The 17,109-nt window shown below is 54.8% G+C and carries 12 protein-coding genes and 2 riboswitches; of the genes, 6 read left to right on the top strand and 6 right to left on the bottom strand.

Translation table 11 applies throughout. From position 1 onward, the window contains the following. Window positions 1-135: 135 nt before the first annotated feature. Window positions 136-326: riboswitch (cobalamin riboswitch) on the bottom strand. 59 nt (window positions 327-385) lie between these two features. Next, window positions 386-585: riboswitch (cobalamin riboswitch) on the top strand. 178 nt (window positions 586-763) lie between these two features. From AAC060_RS06355 to AAC060_RS06345, 3 genes are read left to right on the top strand one after another with little or no spacing between them, the layout of a single operon-like run. Beyond that, window positions 764-1,336, top strand: coding sequence for a hypothetical protein (locus AAC060_RS06355; RefSeq protein WP_339824147.1), 573 nt, complete (start codon window positions 764-766; stop codon window positions 1,334-1,336). Then, window positions 1,333-1,947, top strand: a complete 615-nt coding sequence (cobO, locus tag AAC060_RS06350; protein WP_339824146.1) for a cob(I)yrinic acid a,c-diamide adenosyltransferase — start codon at window positions 1,333-1,335, stop codon at window positions 1,945-1,947. The genes AAC060_RS06355 and cobO overlap by 4 nt, the downstream gene beginning before the upstream one ends. Beyond that, a complete protein-coding gene (locus AAC060_RS06345) occupies window positions 1,944-3,254 on the top strand; it encodes a cobyrinate a,c-diamide synthase (protein ID WP_339824144.1) in 1,311 nt (436 codons plus the stop codon). The genes cobO and AAC060_RS06345 overlap by 4 nt, the downstream gene beginning before the upstream one ends. A gap of 173 nt (window positions 3,255-3,427) precedes the next feature. On the opposite strand, the gene AAC060_RS06340 is transcribed toward AAC060_RS06345, so the two are convergent. Together AAC060_RS06340 and AAC060_RS06335 are read right to left on the bottom strand one after the other, a co-directional pair. Beyond that, window positions 3,428-4,552, bottom strand: coding sequence for a glycosyltransferase family 4 protein (locus AAC060_RS06340; RefSeq protein ID WP_339824142.1), 1,125 nt, complete (start codon window positions 4,550-4,552; stop codon window positions 3,428-3,430). Next, the gene (locus AAC060_RS06335; RefSeq protein ID WP_339824140.1) at window positions 4,545-5,708 is read right to left on the bottom strand and encodes a hypothetical protein; all 1,164 of its coding nucleotides are present in this window, start codon (window positions 5,706-5,708) and stop codon (window positions 4,545-4,547) included. The genes AAC060_RS06340 and AAC060_RS06335 overlap by 8 nt, the downstream gene beginning before the upstream one ends. Before the next feature lie 63 nt (window positions 5,709-5,771). On the opposite strand from AAC060_RS06335, the gene AAC060_RS06330 reads away from it, so the two are divergent. Further along, on the top strand, window positions 5,772-7,100 hold the full coding sequence (locus AAC060_RS06330; protein WP_339824139.1) for a lipopolysaccharide biosynthesis protein: 1,329 nt from the start codon (window positions 5,772-5,774) through the stop codon (window positions 7,098-7,100). Between the two features lie 307 nt (window positions 7,101-7,407). Here AAC060_RS06330 and AAC060_RS06325 read toward each other — a convergent pair whose 3' ends face one another. After that, a complete protein-coding gene (locus tag AAC060_RS06325; RefSeq protein ID WP_339824137.1) occupies window positions 7,408-8,790 on the bottom strand; it encodes a DcaP family trimeric outer membrane transporter in 1,383 nt (460 codons plus the stop codon). 155 nt (window positions 8,791-8,945) lie between these two features. Between AAC060_RS06325 and acs the strand changes: the two genes are divergently transcribed. Beyond that, on the top strand, window positions 8,946-10,916 hold the full coding sequence (gene acs, locus AAC060_RS06320; protein ID WP_339824135.1) for an acetate--CoA ligase: 1,971 nt from the start codon (window positions 8,946-8,948) through the stop codon (window positions 10,914-10,916). 3 nt (window positions 10,917-10,919) lie between these two features. Then, window positions 10,920-11,558, top strand: coding sequence for a response regulator transcription factor (locus tag AAC060_RS06315; protein WP_339824134.1), 639 nt, complete (start codon window positions 10,920-10,922; stop codon window positions 11,556-11,558). Window positions 11,559-11,560: 2 nt separating this feature from the next. Here AAC060_RS06315 and AAC060_RS06310 read toward each other — a convergent pair whose 3' ends face one another. The 3 genes from AAC060_RS06310 to AAC060_RS06300 form a co-directional block, all read right to left on the bottom strand. Then, window positions 11,561-14,920, bottom strand: a complete 3,360-nt coding sequence (locus AAC060_RS06310) for a PAS-domain containing protein (RefSeq protein WP_339824132.1) — start codon at window positions 14,918-14,920, stop codon at window positions 11,561-11,563. A gap of 77 nt (window positions 14,921-14,997) precedes the next feature. Further along, complete coding sequence (locus AAC060_RS06305) at window positions 14,998-16,773, bottom strand: sodium:solute symporter family protein (protein ID WP_339824130.1); 1,776 nt, start codon at window positions 16,771-16,773, stop codon at window positions 14,998-15,000. Between the two features lie 11 nt (window positions 16,774-16,784). Continuing rightward, window positions 16,785-17,096: a DUF4212 domain-containing protein gene (locus tag AAC060_RS06300; RefSeq protein WP_339824128.1), complete on the bottom strand. Its 312-nt coding sequence runs from the start codon at window positions 17,094-17,096 to the stop codon at window positions 16,785-16,787. Window positions 17,097-17,109: the final 13 nt, after the last annotated feature.

Below are 17,109 nucleotides of genomic sequence, written 5' to 3'. Positions count from 1 at the left end.
CAGTTGGCAACACGGCAGGCAGCAAGACGCACCGCAAACGCGCACGACAAACCGCATGCCGCACGGCCAAGCCGGCGGAGCAATAATGTCGCTGCGCGAGGAACTTCCTCGTTCGGCTGGCACACCCTGTCCAGACGAAGAACGACAGCGTCAGGCAGGTCTCCTGGCTCACGGATCAGCGCCGTTCCGACCGCCTTCTCAGGACTGGAATAGTCCCAATGGCAAATGGCCGATGGCTCACCGCTTACAGTTGCAGGGGCAGCCTGGGCATTACACCCAGTTCCCTTTGAATCCCCTTTCGGGGAACCTGTCGCTGCGGGCTGGATATTCGCGGTCTTTGAATATTGCAAGACCCTAGATGCTTGCGTGAGAAGCAAAGCTGGCATATCAACGAGTCGCAACGGGTGCCCGCGAGGGCTTAATCGGGAAGTCCGCAGCAGCGTAAAAAACTGCTGTCGGCGCTGCTCCCGCAACTGTTTCCGGCGAGCGTCCTGCCATTATGCCATTGGGGTTTACTCTGAGAAGGCGGCAGGAAGCGTATTTAGCCGGAAAGTCAGGAAACCGGCCCGATGCCGTCGTTTCTTTGCGCGGGCGGGATGTACCGGGTGAACGAAGGCCAGTCCCTTTTCGGGGATGATCCCTTTGGTGAGCGACACATTTATGTGCGTTTATAGGGAAGCCGAGATGACCATTAATTACAGTTCATCCTGTCCGGGCAAATTGTCTGGCCTGCTTCCAGTTCCTTTTTGCCGGAGAGACCATCATGACCCGCTTTAAATCGTTCGATCTATCTTTATTCATCGTCTTGGCGCTGGTGATGCTGATCACCCGATCTCATTCGCTCAGCCAATTTGTCCATTTGCCAGAGACAAGCCTGGCGACCTTTTTCGTTGCCGGATTCTACATTCGCTCCCGGCTTGCGATGCCCGCGTTATTCCTCCTGGGGTTTGCGATAGATCTAGTCGTAATAAACTATATGGGCATATCCAATTTCTGCTTTACGCCGGCTTATTGGATGCTGCTCCCCGCTTATGGGGTCATGTGGGGTGCAGGCCGTATGGCTGCCCATAAATTTGGTGCCTCACTCGCTTCGCTTCCGGCAATAATCACCACGGTTTGCGTTGCAGCCTTCATATCCAACCTGTTTTCCAGCGGCGGATTCTACTTTTTGGGCGGGCGGTTCGATGATCCGAGTTTGAGCGGATTTTTGCCGCGCATCGCACGTTATTTTCCCGGAACTTTGCTTTCTACCGTAACCTGGACCGGTGTGGCTGCAGTGTGCCACATTGTCGCGGCTTCGATAGTATCCGGCCAGAATATGGTCTCGCGCAAATGAGCGATTCTCAAAAGGCCCGCGAAATCGCGCGCCACAAAGAGCGGACCCAAAAGCACAAAACCGTGGTCGACGCAAAAATCGCTGCGGCGCAGGAAGACAAAGGATTGCTGTTGGTGCTTACTGGCAATGGTAAAGGCAAATCTTCCAGCGCCTTCGGCATGGTCGCCCGCACACTGGGCTATGGTCACAAAGCGGCTGTATTCCAGTTTATCAAAGGTGCAGAAAATGTGGGTGAACGCGCCTTTTTCGCGGATCACCCCGATGTGATTTGGGAAAGATGCGGAGAAGGCTTCACGTGGGAAACCCAGGACCGGACCCGCGACATTGCCGCTGCGCGCGCCGGTTGGGAAAAGGCCAAAGTTGCATTGGCCGACCCTTCCATCCACATCATTATATTGGACGAGCTGACTTATCTGGTGACCTATCGCTATCTTTCACTAGCAGAAATCATGCCCGCAATCCGTGATCGCCCGCCGATGCAACATGTCGTGATAACGGGCCGCGCGGCGCATGATGAGCTGATCGAGGCGGCCGATACGGTGAGCGCGATCAGGGACGTGAAACACGCCTTCCGCGCAGGTGTACGGGCGCAAGAAGGGATTGATCGGTGAACAATATTACAGCCGCCGCTTGTCCGGCGTTGCTGGTGTCTGCGCCTGCTTCTGGCCAGGGCAAAACGCTGGTCACCGCCGCCGTTGCCCGCCGCCATCGCAATGCCGGACGGCGTGTACGGGTTTTTAAATGCGGGCCGGATTTTCTTGACCCGATGGTGCTTGAGCAGGCTAGCGGCGCGCCGGTTTATCAGCTTGATCTGTTCATGTGCGGCGAAGAAGAATGCCGGAAATTGCTTCATGCAGCAGCGCAAGAAGCAGATCTGATCCTTGTGGAAGGGGTCATGGGATTATTCGATGGCACGCCAAGCGCGGCTGACCTTGCCGCGCATTTTGGGCTGCCCGTCATGGCGGTGATTGATGGCTCTGCTATGGCGCAAAGCTTTGGCGCTCTGGCGCTGGGGCTGGCCAGCTATCGCGATGATATTTCAGTAAAAGCCGTGCTCGGCAATCGCGTGGGCAGCGATCGCCATGCTGCCATGCTGGAAGAAAGTCTGAAGGGCGATATCCAGTGGCTCGGCACTTTGCCGCGTGATCAGGATATTGAATTGCCAGAACGGCATTTGGGCATCGTACAAGCGAGCGAAATTGCCGATTTGGAAAACCGGATAGAACGCGCCGCGAGCCTTTTGTCCGACAGCGCGATCTGGCTACCCGATCCGGTCATGTTTCCAGCGCCAGCGGTGAGAAACGTGCCCCTCTTGCTCGACGGCCACCGCATTGCGATTGCCCGCGATGCAGCCTTTGGTTTCATCTATCCCGCGAACCTTGATCTGTTGCCGGAAATGGGCGCGATATTATCGTTTTTCTCGCCTCTGACCGACACAGATTTACCGGAATGTGACGCGCTTTGGCTCCCCGGTGGTTACCCGGAACTCCATTTGGAAAAGCTTGCGTCAAATACAGCTATGTTGGCGGCTATCCGGCGACACCATGCGGCAGACAAACCGATCCTCGCCGAATGTGGTGGCATGCTATATGGCTTGGAAGAGCTGGGCGACGGGCATGGCAAAGCAGCGGCAATGGCCGGAATACTCCCGGGCCGCGCCAAAATGCAGCCACGGCTTGCCGCGTTGGGCTTGCAGCAGGTTTCTCTGGCACAGGGCAAATTGCGCGGGCATACATTCCATTATTCGAGCTTAACAACGGATTTGGAACCTCATGCTATCGCCACCAGTCCCCATGGCGGGCATGGCGAAAATATCTATCGTGTGGGCAATCTAACAGGAAGCTATCTGCATTTTTATTTCCCCAGCAATCCAGCCGGAGTCGCCGCGTTGCTAACCCAGCCCTCAGATAGCCGCTAATGAAAAATGGCTTTGGAAAGCGTACATTGAAGGTTTAATATTCGACGATCAAAACACTCCAGCACAAAAAACCCGCAGAGGGGTTGGTCAAGAGCATAAGCCGTGTGGCCGCGTCGATACTTCTCAGCGTCGACCCACGTGAAGCACGGGACTGGATTGGACGTCGGCGTGTTTCAGTCTTTGAGGTCGATAGCGCTCAAGATGACCGCAATGTGCCGTTGCCAGGTGAAATATTCGTGCGCGCGGCGCTGGCCCGCTTCACCCATTTTCTGGCTGGACTGTTTATCTGTCAATAGGCGCTCCAGTGCGTGGACGATGGCGTCGTTGTCCGAACCGTCGACGATCAGCCCTGAAATACCCTCGACAACCAGTTCTTTCGCACCGCCCTGCTCGCCAACAATGACAGCTGCCCCGGCCGCCATCGCATCGCCGATCGCGATACCGAAGCCTTCGAAATCGCGGCCATCATCGGCTGCCACCTGCGGGTGGAGGAAGATGTCTGCGTCGGCATAAAGCTGCGCTGCCCGTTCTGCAGAGACGAATCCGGCGACTTCGACAGAGTCCTCCAAACCGTAGCTCTCTACAGCGGTCCTTATTTCTTCAAGGTCAGGACCGCGTCCGGCGATAAGATAGCGGAAGTCGTACCCCTTGTCGCGCAAGACGGCGCAGGCCCTTACGCAAGCAATGATATTCTTGCGCGGCTCCAGCCTGCAGAGCGAGGCTATCAGGGGCGCCTGGTTTTCGTTTTGGGGACTCCGCTCCGGACGGTTCCAGGCGCTCAGGCCATTCCATGCGACCAAGGGCACGATAGCAAGCGGTGCCAGACGGCCCATAAGCTTGTGGGCACTATAATGGCTGACCGCGAAACAGCGCTGCGCCCGTCGTGCAACAAGCCGCATCAAAGCCAGCATGGCTCCGCGCGCATACATGAATTCGCGGCCATGGAATGTGGTGACATAAGGGAGCCGCAGAACCATCGGCAGCACCGATGTGCGCCAGGTTGTGCCATGGGTGAACAGCGGCGCGCCCGTGACCCGCAGTTCCTGCCGCATCGCGCGCCAGAACCGAACCGGAACGCCCGCACCTCCGCCCGGCCCTATGTCGATCACTCGCACGGCACCTGCGGTAAAGTCGCGCGGCCCGGCGCTGGTTTGCGTGAATATTGTGACTGCCGCTCCGCTCGCCGCGTAAGCGTCAGCCACACCCTCTGCATAAGTCTGCATGCCACCCTCGTCCGGATGATAGCCTTTGGCCATGACCCAGACCCTCTGACCATCGAGACGTGCGAAATCATCCATCGAGTAGGTCCAATATAGCATCCGCAGAACGGTTAGCCGCCGTTTCGCCGGTTATCGAAAACGTATCGGCCAGCATGGCGCGCTGGGTGGCAAGATAATCGCCATGCGTTGCAATGGCTTCATCGACCGCATCGACTATATTCGCCCGCCGTCCAGCGATGGGGCCGGCGTGCCAGTGAAAATAGCTGGGATCATCACGCCAATCGACACCGTGCGCGTCGAGATGCAGACACGGACGGGGGCGGCGCAGAAATTCATACACCTGGCTGCTGACGTCTCCGATATATATGTCGGCAGCGTTGGTATAGCTCATATCGGTCGAGGCCGCGCTGCCCTCATCGACCAGCAAGTTCGTTCGCGCCGTCAGCGTCGGTTCAAGCGTGCGGACACGGCGGAGCGCCGGCGGTGCGATCGTTACGACATGGCGGCGGGCGAACAGCATCACATGCGGCGCGAAAATGACGTTGTAGCGGTCCGATGCGGTCAGCTCGTTCAGCACCCGCTCCCCCATTGCGAACCAGCTTGAAAGACGAGGCGATGGATGCGGGTTGTAGAGGACGGTCGGCTTGTCCGTCTCCGCGAAGGGCAGTTCCGCACGGAGATCAGCATAGAGGTCGAATTTGGCATAGCCGGTAATTGCGATCCGTTCAGGCGAGACCCCCGCCTCCGCCTGAAGACGGCGTGCGATCTTCTCGCCCGCCACCAGCGACAGGTCGAACAACGCACTTTCCTTGCTAAATCCGATGCTGCGGTCTCCGGCTCCGTGCCGCGTGTGGATGATTTTAACTTGGTCCAGACCGTAGCGGGTCTTGAGCACCAGCGATGTTTTCTCCGCCACCACAATCGCATCAAATTGACGGAAAAAGTCCAGATTATCACGATAGATCAGCAGTTTTCGGGCGGGCACGATCTTGTCAAACGCCGTCACCGTCCATTGCGCGAAAACGGATTGCAAATCGAGCCGCACCAACTCCATTTTCGACATGGAGGATCCAGCAACCCGTTTGATCTGTCCGGCGATAGTGTCGCTGGTCACAGCCAGCGTGACAGCTACTCCCTCCCGCTCAGCCAGAGCCAAAGCAATGGGCAGGCTATGCGCGATTTGGTGCGTCTGATCATGATTGAACAGGAAGCAAATCCGTTTTGCTTGTGTCATCGTCTAATCCCGCCTCTCAGGCACAGTTGCGCTCAAACCGCCGATAGTCCAAGGGGCTTGGCGATGACAAAAGACGCGGTGACCAGCCATCAAGAAGCATCCGGCCTGAAGCGCATGGGCGCGAACATCGCTTGGCTTTTCGGGGGGAAAGGCTTCGGCGCTATATGTTCGATCGCCTATCTTGCGATTCTCGCTCGTTCCTTGGGAATTCGGGATTTCGGGCATTTCTCGCTCATCTTTGCAACCGGGCAGGCTTTCGTTGCGCTTGCCGGCTTTCAAAGTTGGCAAACGATGGTGCGCTATGGCACTCGATATGTGCATGCACAAGACTGGGTTAAATTTGGCCGGCTGAGCATGCTGTGCGGGCTGCTGGACTGGATAGGCGCTACGCTCGGCTGCGTTGTCGCCTGGATCGGCTATTATATATTTGCCGACGACCTCGGACTCAACCCCGCTTATATCGATATGGCATTCGCCTTCAATTGCGTGCTGCTCTGGTCCCGCGTGTCTGCACCGGTCGGTATCGTGCGCGTTCTCGACCGGTTCGATATCGCCGTATATGTAGAGGGACTTGTGCCGCTCGGGCGGTTGCTCGCGGCGCTGCTCCTCTGGTTTACCGGGCCGACCGTGGGGAAGTTCCTGTTCGCATGGGCGGCCATCGATCTGCTCTCTGCGGCCGCTTACTGGATCTCGGCGCGATGGATTGCACCGACATCCCTGCGCGCCCGACATATTGGCGACTGGCGAACGACCCTGACCGAGAACGAGGGAATCGCACGGTTCTTCGGCGTGACCTATGCAAGCTCGACGCTTGATATTGCCTTCAAGCAAGGACCGGTTCTGGCTGTCGGTTATTTTCTCGGCACCAGCGCGGCGGGCATTTACCGGCTCGCTGACCAATTGGCGCAAGGATTCGGTAAATTGTCGCAACTGGTCGGCCGGGCAATCTACTCCGATATCAACAGGTCTCGCGTTGCTCAAACGGCGGCGCAGTTTAGACAATTGGTGAAACGAGTAACCGCCATAGCGGGCATCGGCAGCATATTGATCGTGACCCTTGCTCTTCTGCTGGCTCGCCAGCTGCTCGGTTTTATCGGCGGCGAAGGCTATGAAAGCGGCGCGGTCATATTCGTACCCTTGGCATTGGCGGCCAGCCTGGAAATGGCGAGTGTCGCCTATGAACCCGTCCTTCATGCGACCAACCATGCCCGTCTTGCCCTGCTGGCGAGGATATTGGCAATCGCCGCGCTGGGCTGTGGCATGCTGCTCCTGGTCTCCCAAGGCAGTCTGGGCATCGCCTGGGCAGTAGTTGCGGGACAGGCATTCGGATATCTTGCCATGGGTACGATGGTCCTGATCGCTATGAGGAAAATGGGACATTCTCAGGTTTAATATCTCCCGCCCGGGATCGTTTGAGCAAGAGTGAAATTGTCGGCATTTTCAGAGCCTATATTTCCGTAACCAACCACCGCAGCAGTCTTGAAACGATTATTCCGCATAACTGTTCGTCCATATTTTTCATTCGACATTGGTCGATAGCCAGGAATTGTGGATGGAGCGTGGAGATGCTCGGATCGCAGACGATCATGAACACGAACATTTTACAGTGGGTCGGGAAGCGCCCTTCAAATGGTAGCGGTCTCGATGAATACTGTTGCCCCTTGGACAGAACCCGGCTGCTGCGGAGCTTGATTGATATTCAGAATTTATATTTGGCTGACACCTGAAGCTTCTGCAGATTGCCCGCCAACCCATTTTCCAGTTCACGATCGGCGTACATATATTCTATCCCCAGATCGAGCGGCGGGACAGGCGAATAGATTATATTTGCAAAGGCATTCCAGCTTTGATCCGTAACGACCCCGGTCGTGAGTACCACTGGATTATCAGCTTTAAAATAGCTGCCGGAAATTGTGGACCGGAGCTTGTCCGTCCAAATATGACGATAAGCAAGAAATCCGGAATAGGTGGTTATCGGATCAAGGCTGCCATCGACTCGCAAAGCGGCATCATTGACGATATTAAGGCCGATGTAGCGCCCCAACCCCTGCCCCGCTGTTGCCATGAAGCGAACGTCATCACGCGAACCCATATTCACTTTACCGGACAGGCTTAGGCCATAGCCGATAGCGCTATCCGAAATCAGACCGAAATCATCGGGCTTCACGCGGAGTACCCGACCGATAGCGGCTGCTGTCAGATGACCAAAATCACCACTATGATTATAGCGTAAAACGACATCCGGCAAACTGTCATCACCTGCGACAACGCGGCCACCCGTAGGACTGGTCACTGTGGTTTCGGGCTGTTCAATTGCTATTTGAAGACCGCCATTTGTGTAACGGACCATTGGTTGACGGTTGAAAACGGTACCGGGTGTCGGTCCGATAAAGTCGAGCGCTTCGGGCAATGCACCTACATCCTGAAAGGTCGACCAGGCCTGACCGAATAGCCAGTTATCGAAGGTGATATAGGCCTGCCGCAAACGTGGTGTATAGCTATTGGAAACACGTTCATCACCGTCGCTGGTGACCATGAAATCCATCTCGATTTTCGAACCCAGTTTATGTCCTTCACCAACATCGGTGCTGGTTTCGAGAATGAAGCGGCTTTGCCGCGCGCTGAAATCCGTATCAATTCCGGAAGCTGTTCCGCCAACGGGGATGGCTCCGGGAATCAGAAAGTCCCGCACGATGCTACCCGTTCCAACCTGACCGCCGCTGGTTCGCTGCGAGATGGCATCTATTTTGACATAACCACCGTAAGTCACACGCGTGTTACCAACATTGAAAACATTAGCATCAGAGGCTTGTTCGGCCACTTTGGTTTCTACCGCTGCGGTTCTTTCGGCGAGGGCCCGCGTTTCCGAAATTGCTTGCCGGGCCTGTTCTGCAACTGCGACATCGCTTGCCGCAGGGCCACCTTCTTTTGCATCCATGCGATCAATCAAACCGGTTACCAAAGCTTCCAGCCGATCCAGCCGGGCATGGACATCGCTCTTTTGAGCCGACGCAGCTGAAGCGCTCAGCATTGTCGCGGATAATAATAATCCCTTGATCAGAAATCTTGCAGCCTTGGCCATGCGCCATCCTCCCCTTCGCTTATATTTCAGCAAGAATGACAGGCGGACGGGCAAAGGGAAATTAGCCAATGGTCTATACGACCAATGTCGCATTCAAAACGCATACATCTTTCGGATAGACGGGCTTTGATATTATAAGAGATAGGGAGATGATCATGTTGGATAGCTTGGATATAAAAGCCAAGGCGGATAATAAGGCTATAATTTCCTCACCGCAGGAAGGCGCTCCAACGCATTGCACGTCCGAGGATTATGATCGCATATATGCAGAAAGCATATCCGATCCCGATGCATTCTGGGCGAAGCAAGCGGAGCGGCTGGACTGGATTGCCAAGCCTTCCAAAATATCCAATTGGTCCTTCGATCCAGTCGATATTAAATGGTATGAAGATGGCACCCTGAACATCTGTCACAATGCCGTCGATCGCCATGTCGAAGCCGGCAAGGGAGATGCGACGGCGCTGATTTTTGAACCCGATGATCCGCAGTCAGACGGACGCATACTGACCTATGCGGAGCTTCTGGCTGAGGTAATCAAAATGGCCGGGGCTCTCAAAAAAATGGGCGTCAAAAAGGGCGACCGTGTCACAATCTATATGCCGATGATCATCGAAGGCGCGGTTGCCATGTTGGCCTGCTCCAGAATCGGCGCAGTCCATTCAGTAGTGTTTGGCGGCTTCTCTCCGGAAGCGCTGGCGGGGCGGATTGAGGATTGCGAAAGCGATTTTGTGATTACGGCAGATGCAGGCCTGCGCGGGGGGAAAACCGTACCCCTCAAGGCGAATGTCGATGCCGCGCTGGACCATGACGGCGTGGATGTGGGTGCGGTGCTGGTCGTGAGCCATGCTGGCGTTGATATAGCGATGACCGAAGGCCGCGACCACTGGTTTCATGAGATTAGCGCAGACGCGGATGCCGACTGCCCTTGCGAACCGATGAATGCCGAGGACCCGTTATTCATACTCTACACATCGGGATCAACGGGTACCCCGAAAGGTGTGTTACACACTATCGGCGGCTATGCTGTCTGGGTGGCAACCACCTTTCATTATGTGTTTGATTATAAGCCGGGCGAAATATTCTGGTGCAGCGCCGACATCGGCTGGGTCACCGGCCATAGTTACATCGTCTATGGTCCCCTCATAAACGGCGCTACAGAAGTCATGTTCGAGGGCATTCCGAATTATCCTGACTTTGGCCGTTTCTGGGAAATAGTTGCCAAATATAAGGTCAATATTTTCTACACCGCACCTACCGCCATTCGCGCGCTGATGCGTGAAGGCGATGCGCCGGTGAAGGCGCATGACCGTTCCTCCATTCGCTTGCTCGGCACGGTCGGTGAACCGATTAACCCCGAGGCGTGGCGTTGGTATTATGATGTGGTCGGCGAAGGCAAGTCGCCCATTATCGATACTTGGTGGCAGACCGAAACCGGCGGGACGATGATCACCACTCTGCCCGGCGCGCATGCGATGAAACCGGGCAGTGCCGGCAAGCCGTTCTTTGGCGTACAACCGCAACTCGTCGATAATGAGGGCGTTGTGCTCCAGGGTGCTACCAGCGGAAATCTGTGCATCATTGCCAGCTGGCCAGGGCAAGCACGGTCCGTCTATGGCGATCATGAACGCTTCATCCAGACATATTTTTCGACCTATAAGGGCAAATATTTCACGGGTGACGGCTGCAGGCGCGACGAGGACGATTATTACTGGATCACCGGCCGCGTTGATGATGTGATCAATGTCTCCGGCCATCGCATGGGCACGGCGGAGGTGGAATCGGCGCTGGTCTCCCATCCCAAGGTCGCCGAGGCGGCAGTGGTCGGCTATCCGCACGGCATCAAGGGACAGGGCATATATTGCTATGTCACCCTGAACGCCGGAGTGGAATCATCGGACGAATTGACCGCCGAACTGCGCGGCCATGTCCGCATGGAGATTGGTCCTATCGCAACGCCCGATCATCTCCACCTGACGCCGATGCTGCCCAAGACCCGTTCAGGCAAAATCATGCGGCGGATTTTGCGAAAAATTGCCGAGAACGACTATGCTGCGCTCGGCGATACGTCCACACTTGCAGATCCCGGCGTTGTTGATAGTCTGATCGACGGAAGGTTAAACAGGTAAGCCATGGCCCGCATCATCATCGCCGATGACCACCCGCTGTTCAGGGGTGCATTATGTCAGGCGGTGCAGAAAGTCTGGCCGCAAGCAGATATAGTAGAAGCCGAAACTGTGGCGGAGGCTAATATAGCGGCGACTGCTGGTTCCGCCGACCTTTTGCTCCTCGATCTGCATATGAAGGACAGTGACGGGCTAACCGCGCTGCTTGATTTCCGTCACGAATTTCCCGCACTACCCGTTGTGGTTGTATCTGCCAGTGAAGAAAGCCGGGTCGTGCGAGCCTGTCAAAGTCTGGGCGCGTCGGGTTTCATTCCCAAATCGGTCAATCTGGATATCATGCGCGACGCCCTGTCCCGAATTCGCGATGGCGACATTTGGTTCGATACTGATGTCACAGAAAGCGAAGATGATACCGAATTATTCGATAAGTTGGCTAGCCTGACACCGGCTCAACGTCGCATATTGAATCTGGTCAGCCAAGGCATGCTCAACAAACAGATTGCCTATCAAATGGAGATTAGCGAAGCGACGGTCAAAGCCCATATTACCGCCATTTTCCGCAAGCTGGATGTGATCAGCCGTACGCAGGCTGTTTTGGTAGCGAAACAATTGGATGTTAACTTACCAGAAGTTAAACCGGCCTGAGATCAGCTTTCACGGAAAGTCTGGCTCACCAGTGCACGAAGGGCTGCAGGCGGCACTGGCTTGAGCAAACGTTCGACGGACAATCGCACCGCAGCATCTTTTGTCCGGCCCGAATCCTCTGCAGTTACCAATATACCGGCCGGGCGCTGGCCCCAATTTGCACAGAGTCTTTCAAAAAGCTGATCACCGGTCCAGCCATCATCCAGTTGATAGTCAAAAATCACCAATTCCGGTGGTTCTGAAAAAGCGTCAAAGGCCTGTTCAGGTCCCAAAGCTGTCCTGATGTCGCACCCCCAACCCTGCAACAGGGCGGAAAGACTATCCAGAGCATTCTGATCATTATCGACATAGAGAACTGTTTTGCCCAACAGATCGGAAGCGCGGGTTTGACGTGCTTTAGGTGCTTCTGTGTCACCTGTTTTCGGTTTTCCCTGTTTCAGGGAAAGCGAGAAACTGCTCCCCTTCCCTAGCGCCGATACCACCGCAATCTCTGTTTCAAGCAAGCGCGCAATCCGCTGCGATATCGACAAACCCAACCCGGCACCTTCCCTCTTGATCTGCGTGCCGACTTGCTGGAATTCTTCAAAAATGCGCTGATGATGTTCAGGATCAATGCCTGGCCCCGTATCGTCGATCCGAATGAGCGCCTTGCCGGACTTATTTTCCACCCCGAGTGAAACCGATCCCGCTTCGGCATATCGAACGGCATTTGAAACCAGATTCTGGAGAATGCTGAGCAGCAGATTACGGTCCGTCATTACCCAGATATCAGTTATTTGCACATTCAGAACCAGCCCCTTTTTCTTGGCGGCACGGTTAAATTCCGAACGCAGGTCGTCGAATATCGGTGCTAACGGAAATGTGGTAATCTCCGGCTGCAGACCGCCGCCATCCAGCTTGGATATGTCGAGCAATGCGCGCAACAGGCGATCCGCCATTTCAATAGAACGGTCGATATCGTTGGCCAGTTTTCTCGCCTTGGGTTGTTCGGTCCCGATTTCTTCATGAAGCGCCGACGTGAACAATCTCGCGGCGTTCAACGGCTGGACAAGATCATGGCTGGCGGCTGCCAGAAAACGGGTTTTCGAGCGCGTTGCCTTTTCCAGCGCAATATTAACTTCGGTGAGTTGTCGGGTGCGTTCCGCAACCTTTGCCTCCAATGCCAGTCCTGACCGCCGATCTGCGGTGATATCGGTATAGCTGGTCACATAACCGCCGGTCGCGGTCGGGTTGCCCAATATCCGCAATATGCGACCGTCCGCCTGCTCGCGTTCCTGGCCATGTTTTCGGCCAGCGCGCATATGTTGAAGTCGTTTCGAAACTTCGGCTTCTATCTGCTTTTCATTCAAACCGTTGTGGCGTAAATTATGGCCGATCAGATCAGCAATTGGCCGGCCCACGGCTATCAAATCATCTTCCAGGCCAAACATCTCGACATAGCGGCTGTTCCAAGCGACAAGTCGCATTTCATTGTCGACGACAGCAACGCCCTGATCAATATTCTCGATCGCCGTTTGCAATAATTCTCCGCTAAATTGCAAACGCTGGGAAGTTTCATCAAACATCGCGACAACCTGTTCCAACGGTATCGGATCGCCCTCCATGGTAGAGCCGATTATCGCCCTGGCAGACGATGCACCAAGCACACCGGAAAGCTGCCGTTCGACCATTTCGATCAGAGCATCATCTGCAACGTCTAAATCTGTATAATTATGACCATCAAGTTGCGCGCCCAGCTGCTGCATCGCTGCGCGACTGCGCTCGTCCCCCACAAATTGCCGCAAAAGCAGACGATAATCTGCCACCCGCTTTTTTCCCAGCGCGCGGCTATCACCTATGGAGCGATATTCCATTCCGACAAAAGCTGCTGATTGCGCTTTATCGATGATATTGGCCTGTGTGTTTACGGAGACTATAAAATATGCGGCAATGTTGACAGAAAGACTGATGAGCACAGCTGACACCAGCATATCATCAGCGACCTGGAAAACCGGATTCGTGTCAAGATAGGTGGGTATGATCAATAATATCAGCCAGGCGCAAAAACCCAGTGACAGCCCTGCGTTGACGCCCTTCCGATTTCCTGTCTTCCAAAACAGTCCGCCAACCAGTCCCGGAGCGAATTGCGAAACGGCTGCAAAAGAAATTATTCCCAGGCCCGCCAGTGTCGCGGCGCTGTTGATCGTGCGATAATAAAGATAGGCAAGACAGAGCAGACCGATGATGGTCAGGCGCCTGATCCACAGCAGCGACTGACTCAATATGGCGTGATTGGTTCTGTGACGATAGAAAAGTGGAATGATCAGGTCGTTGGTAATCATGCCGGACAGCGCCACGGTTGTAACAATCACCATACCGGTGGCCGCCGAAAAACCGCCGATGAATACCAGTATCGCCAGCCAGTCCGCACCCATGCTCAGCGGCAGCGCAAGCATCAGCATATCGGGACTTGTCTGGCTCTCCGATAACAGCGATGTTCCGACGATGGTTATCGGGAAAACGACAAGTGCGATGACAATGAGATAGGCAGGAAAAACAAAGCGCATCAACCTGTCCGGACGATCTTTCCGCGCCTCGACAATAGTCATATGAAATTGCCGCGGCAGACATAACGCTGCGCATGCCGATATCAGTGTCAAAATTGCAAAGCGGGCATCAAACTGTTCGACTTTAAAGATCTCGCCAAAACTGCGGGCATTTTCAATCTGTGCGGCGTCTGTTCCCGCGAACATAAGAATCGCGAACAGCGCGACTGCGAGCAACGCCAACATTTTGACAACGGCTTCGACCGCAATGGTCAGCACCAGTCCCCTGTTATGCTGGGTCATATCAACCTGCCGGGCGCCGAATAATATCGCGAACATCGCCATTACAGCGGCTACTCCCAACACGACATTTTCGGAATTGATCACTCCACCAATATCGGGGGATAGCGCCGACAACGTCTGACCAACGGATTTCAGTTGCAGGGCAACATAGGGTAATATCCCGATAGTGGCGATGATCGTGACCATAGCGGCCACAGAACCGCTCTTGCCGTACCGGGTCGACAGGAAATCTGCTATCGAGGTGCTGTGTTGCGCCTTGCCCAGCTGCAATGTGCGTGACACCAGACCATAGCCAATGGTAAACAATAATATCGGCCCCAAGTAGATTGGCAGAAAATGCCAGCCACTCGACACTGCCGTTCCCACCGCGCTGTAAAACGTCCAGCTCGTGCAATAAACAGCGATAGAGAGCCCGTAGATCCAGGATTGTGCACGCGGGCCCAGGGCGAAGCGGCCACTATCCCCTTTTAGCGCAAGCCAAAAGAGACCGGCGGCATAGAGCACCGAAGCGGCCAGCGCGATCCACAAGATCATTTTGTTCTCCTATTGCTCTTTAAGCAAAAAAAAGGGCAACGCCAAGCGCCGCCCTTTTTTCTTAAGATTGGAAGAGTCTAATGCACCGCCGCATCTCCAGCGCCGCGCGGTACGCGGATCGAGTCGATCATTTTGAGCACCTCCACCGGCGGTGAGGCGGTCATTTTCGACACTGCAATTGCGATAGCGAAATTAATGACCATACCGATGACCCCGATACCTTCTGGGGAGATACCGAACAGCCAGTTCGCTGCCACATTGGCTTCCGGCGCGACCAGCTTGAAATAGGCAATGTAGCTGAAGGTAAACACCAGCCCGCTTACCATCCCGGCAATCGCACCTTCCTTGTTCATAGATTTCCAGAAGATACCCATGAAAATGGCCGGGAAGAGCGATGCTGCTGCCAGACCAAAGGCGAAAGCCACAACCTGCGCCACCCAACCCGGAGGATAGATGCCGAGATAGCCGGCCACCACGATCGCCGCTGTTGCTGCAAGACGTGCTGCCATCAACTCACCTTTCTCCGTAATTTGCGGGCGGAAAGTCTGTTTCAGCAAGTCGTGACTGATCGACGATGAAATCACCAACAGCAAACCTGCTGCTGTCGATAGCGCTGCGGCCAGGCCGCCAGCGGCCACCAAAGCGATCACCCAACCGGGAAGATTTGCAATTTCCGGATTGGCAAGCACCATGATGTCCTTGTCAACATAGACCTCGTTCCCGCTTTCTGCATTGATCTCGTTGGCAATCAACCGTTCTCCGCTTTTGCCGGTTTCACCGGTAAACTCGGGGCTGCCGGCAAACGCATCACCGGAGCGATATTCCATCTTGCCGTCACCATTTTTATCGGTCCAGGCAATCAGGTCATTGGCTTCCCAGTTCTTGAACCATTCCGGCGCTTCTGCATATTCCGTCTGATCAACCGTTTCGATAAAATTGATCCGCGCAAACGCGCCAATCGCAGGGGCCGTGGTATAAAGCAGAGCAATGAAGATCAGTGCCCAACCTGCTGATTTACGGGCATCTGATGCCTTGGGCACAGTGAAGAACCGCACGATCACATGCGGCAGTCCAGCCGTACCGACCATCAAGGCGGCAGTGATACAGAACACGTCGATCATCGATTTGGATCCGTCCGTATAGGCGCCAAAGCCCATATCCTGAAGCACCAGATCGAGTTTCTGCAGGACGTATAATCCCGAGCCGTCATTGACCGTCGATCCCAGCCCCAATTGGGGTATCGGATTACCGGTCACCAGAAAGCTGATGAAAAATGCCGGCACCATATAAGCAAAGATCAACACGCAATATTGTGCGACTTGCGTATAGGTGACGCCCTTCATACCGCCCAGCACAGCATAAAAGAATACTATACCCATTCCGATGATTACGCCGAGCGTGATTGGTACATCGAGAAAGCGGGAAAAGACGATTCCGACGCCGCGCATCTGCCCGGCAATATAAGTGAAACTGATGAAGATCAGACAAATAACGGCAACCACGCGCGCCGTTTTCGAATAATAGCGCGTACCAATAAAATCAGGCACCGTAAATTGCCCGAATTTGCGCAGATAGGGCGCCAGTAATAATGCCAGCACCACATAACCACCGGTCCAGCCCATCAGGTAAACTGAGCCGTCATAGCCGGAGAAAGCGATGATACCCGCCATAGAGATAAAGCTGGCCGCCGACATCCAGTCAGCCGCCGTTGCCATGCCATTGACGATCGGGTGCACCCCACCGCCGGCAATATAGAATTCCTTGGTCGATCCGGCCCGTGTCCATATCGCAATGCCGATATAGAGGGAGAAAGAGAGACCGACAAAAAGATAGATTAATGTTTGTGTATCCATGTCAGTTTCCCTCAATCATCGAGATCATATTTGCGTTCGATCTTCTTCATTTTCCAAGTGTAGTAGAAAATGAGAAGGACGAAGACGTAGATGGATCCCTGTTGGGCAAACCAGAAGCCCAGAGGGTAACCGCCAAGCGAAAACTGATCGAGAAAACCGCGGAACAGGACGCCTGCACCGAATGACACGACGAACCAGACCGTCATCAATGTCCAAAGCAGCCTGATATTCTCTGACCAATAGGCCTTTTCATTGGCATTGGCTTCACCATCCGATTCCGGAACACCGTTCGGTTCCGGTATGGATCTGTCGTCGTCCGTCATGCTATCCTCCCCT

It is taken from the genome of uncultured Parasphingorhabdus sp. (assembly GCF_963975555.1).
Classification (GTDB): domain Bacteria; phylum Pseudomonadota; class Alphaproteobacteria; order Sphingomonadales; family Sphingomonadaceae; genus Parasphingorhabdus.
This window is presented reverse-complemented; position numbering and strand designations above follow the sequence as displayed.

Coding starts and splice junctions, on each gene's coding strand:
- AAC060_RS06355 (WP_339824147.1), top strand. CDS start 764: ATGACCCGCTTTAAATCGTTCGATCTATCTTTATTCATCGTCTTGGCG.
- cobO (WP_339824146.1), top strand. CDS start 1,333: ATGAGCGATTCTCAAAAGGCCCGCGAAATCGCGCGCCACAAAGAGCGG.
- AAC060_RS06340 (WP_339824142.1), bottom strand. CDS start 4,552: ATGGATGATTTCGCACGTCTCGATGGTCAGAGGGTCTGGGTCATGGCC.
- AAC060_RS06335 (WP_339824140.1), bottom strand. CDS start 5,708: ATGACACAAGCAAAACGGATTTGCTTCCTGTTCAATCATGATCAGACG.
- AAC060_RS06330 (WP_339824139.1), top strand. CDS start 5,772: ATGACAAAAGACGCGGTGACCAGCCATCAAGAAGCATCCGGCCTGAAG.
- AAC060_RS06325 (WP_339824137.1), bottom strand. CDS start 8,790: ATGGCCAAGGCTGCAAGATTTCTGATCAAGGGATTATTATTATCCGCG.
- acs (WP_339824135.1), top strand. CDS start 8,946: ATGTTGGATAGCTTGGATATAAAAGCCAAGGCGGATAATAAGGCTATA.
- AAC060_RS06315 (WP_339824134.1), top strand. CDS start 10,920: ATGGCCCGCATCATCATCGCCGATGACCACCCGCTGTTCAGGGGTGCA.
- AAC060_RS06310 (WP_339824132.1), bottom strand. CDS start 14,920: ATGATCTTGTGGATCGCGCTGGCCGCTTCGGTGCTCTATGCCGCCGGT.
- AAC060_RS06305 (WP_339824130.1), bottom strand. CDS start 16,773: ATGGATACACAAACATTAATCTATCTTTTTGTCGGTCTCTCTTTCTCC.
- AAC060_RS06300 (WP_339824128.1), bottom strand. CDS start 17,096: ATGACGGACGACGACAGATCCATACCGGAACCGAACGGTGTTCCGGAA.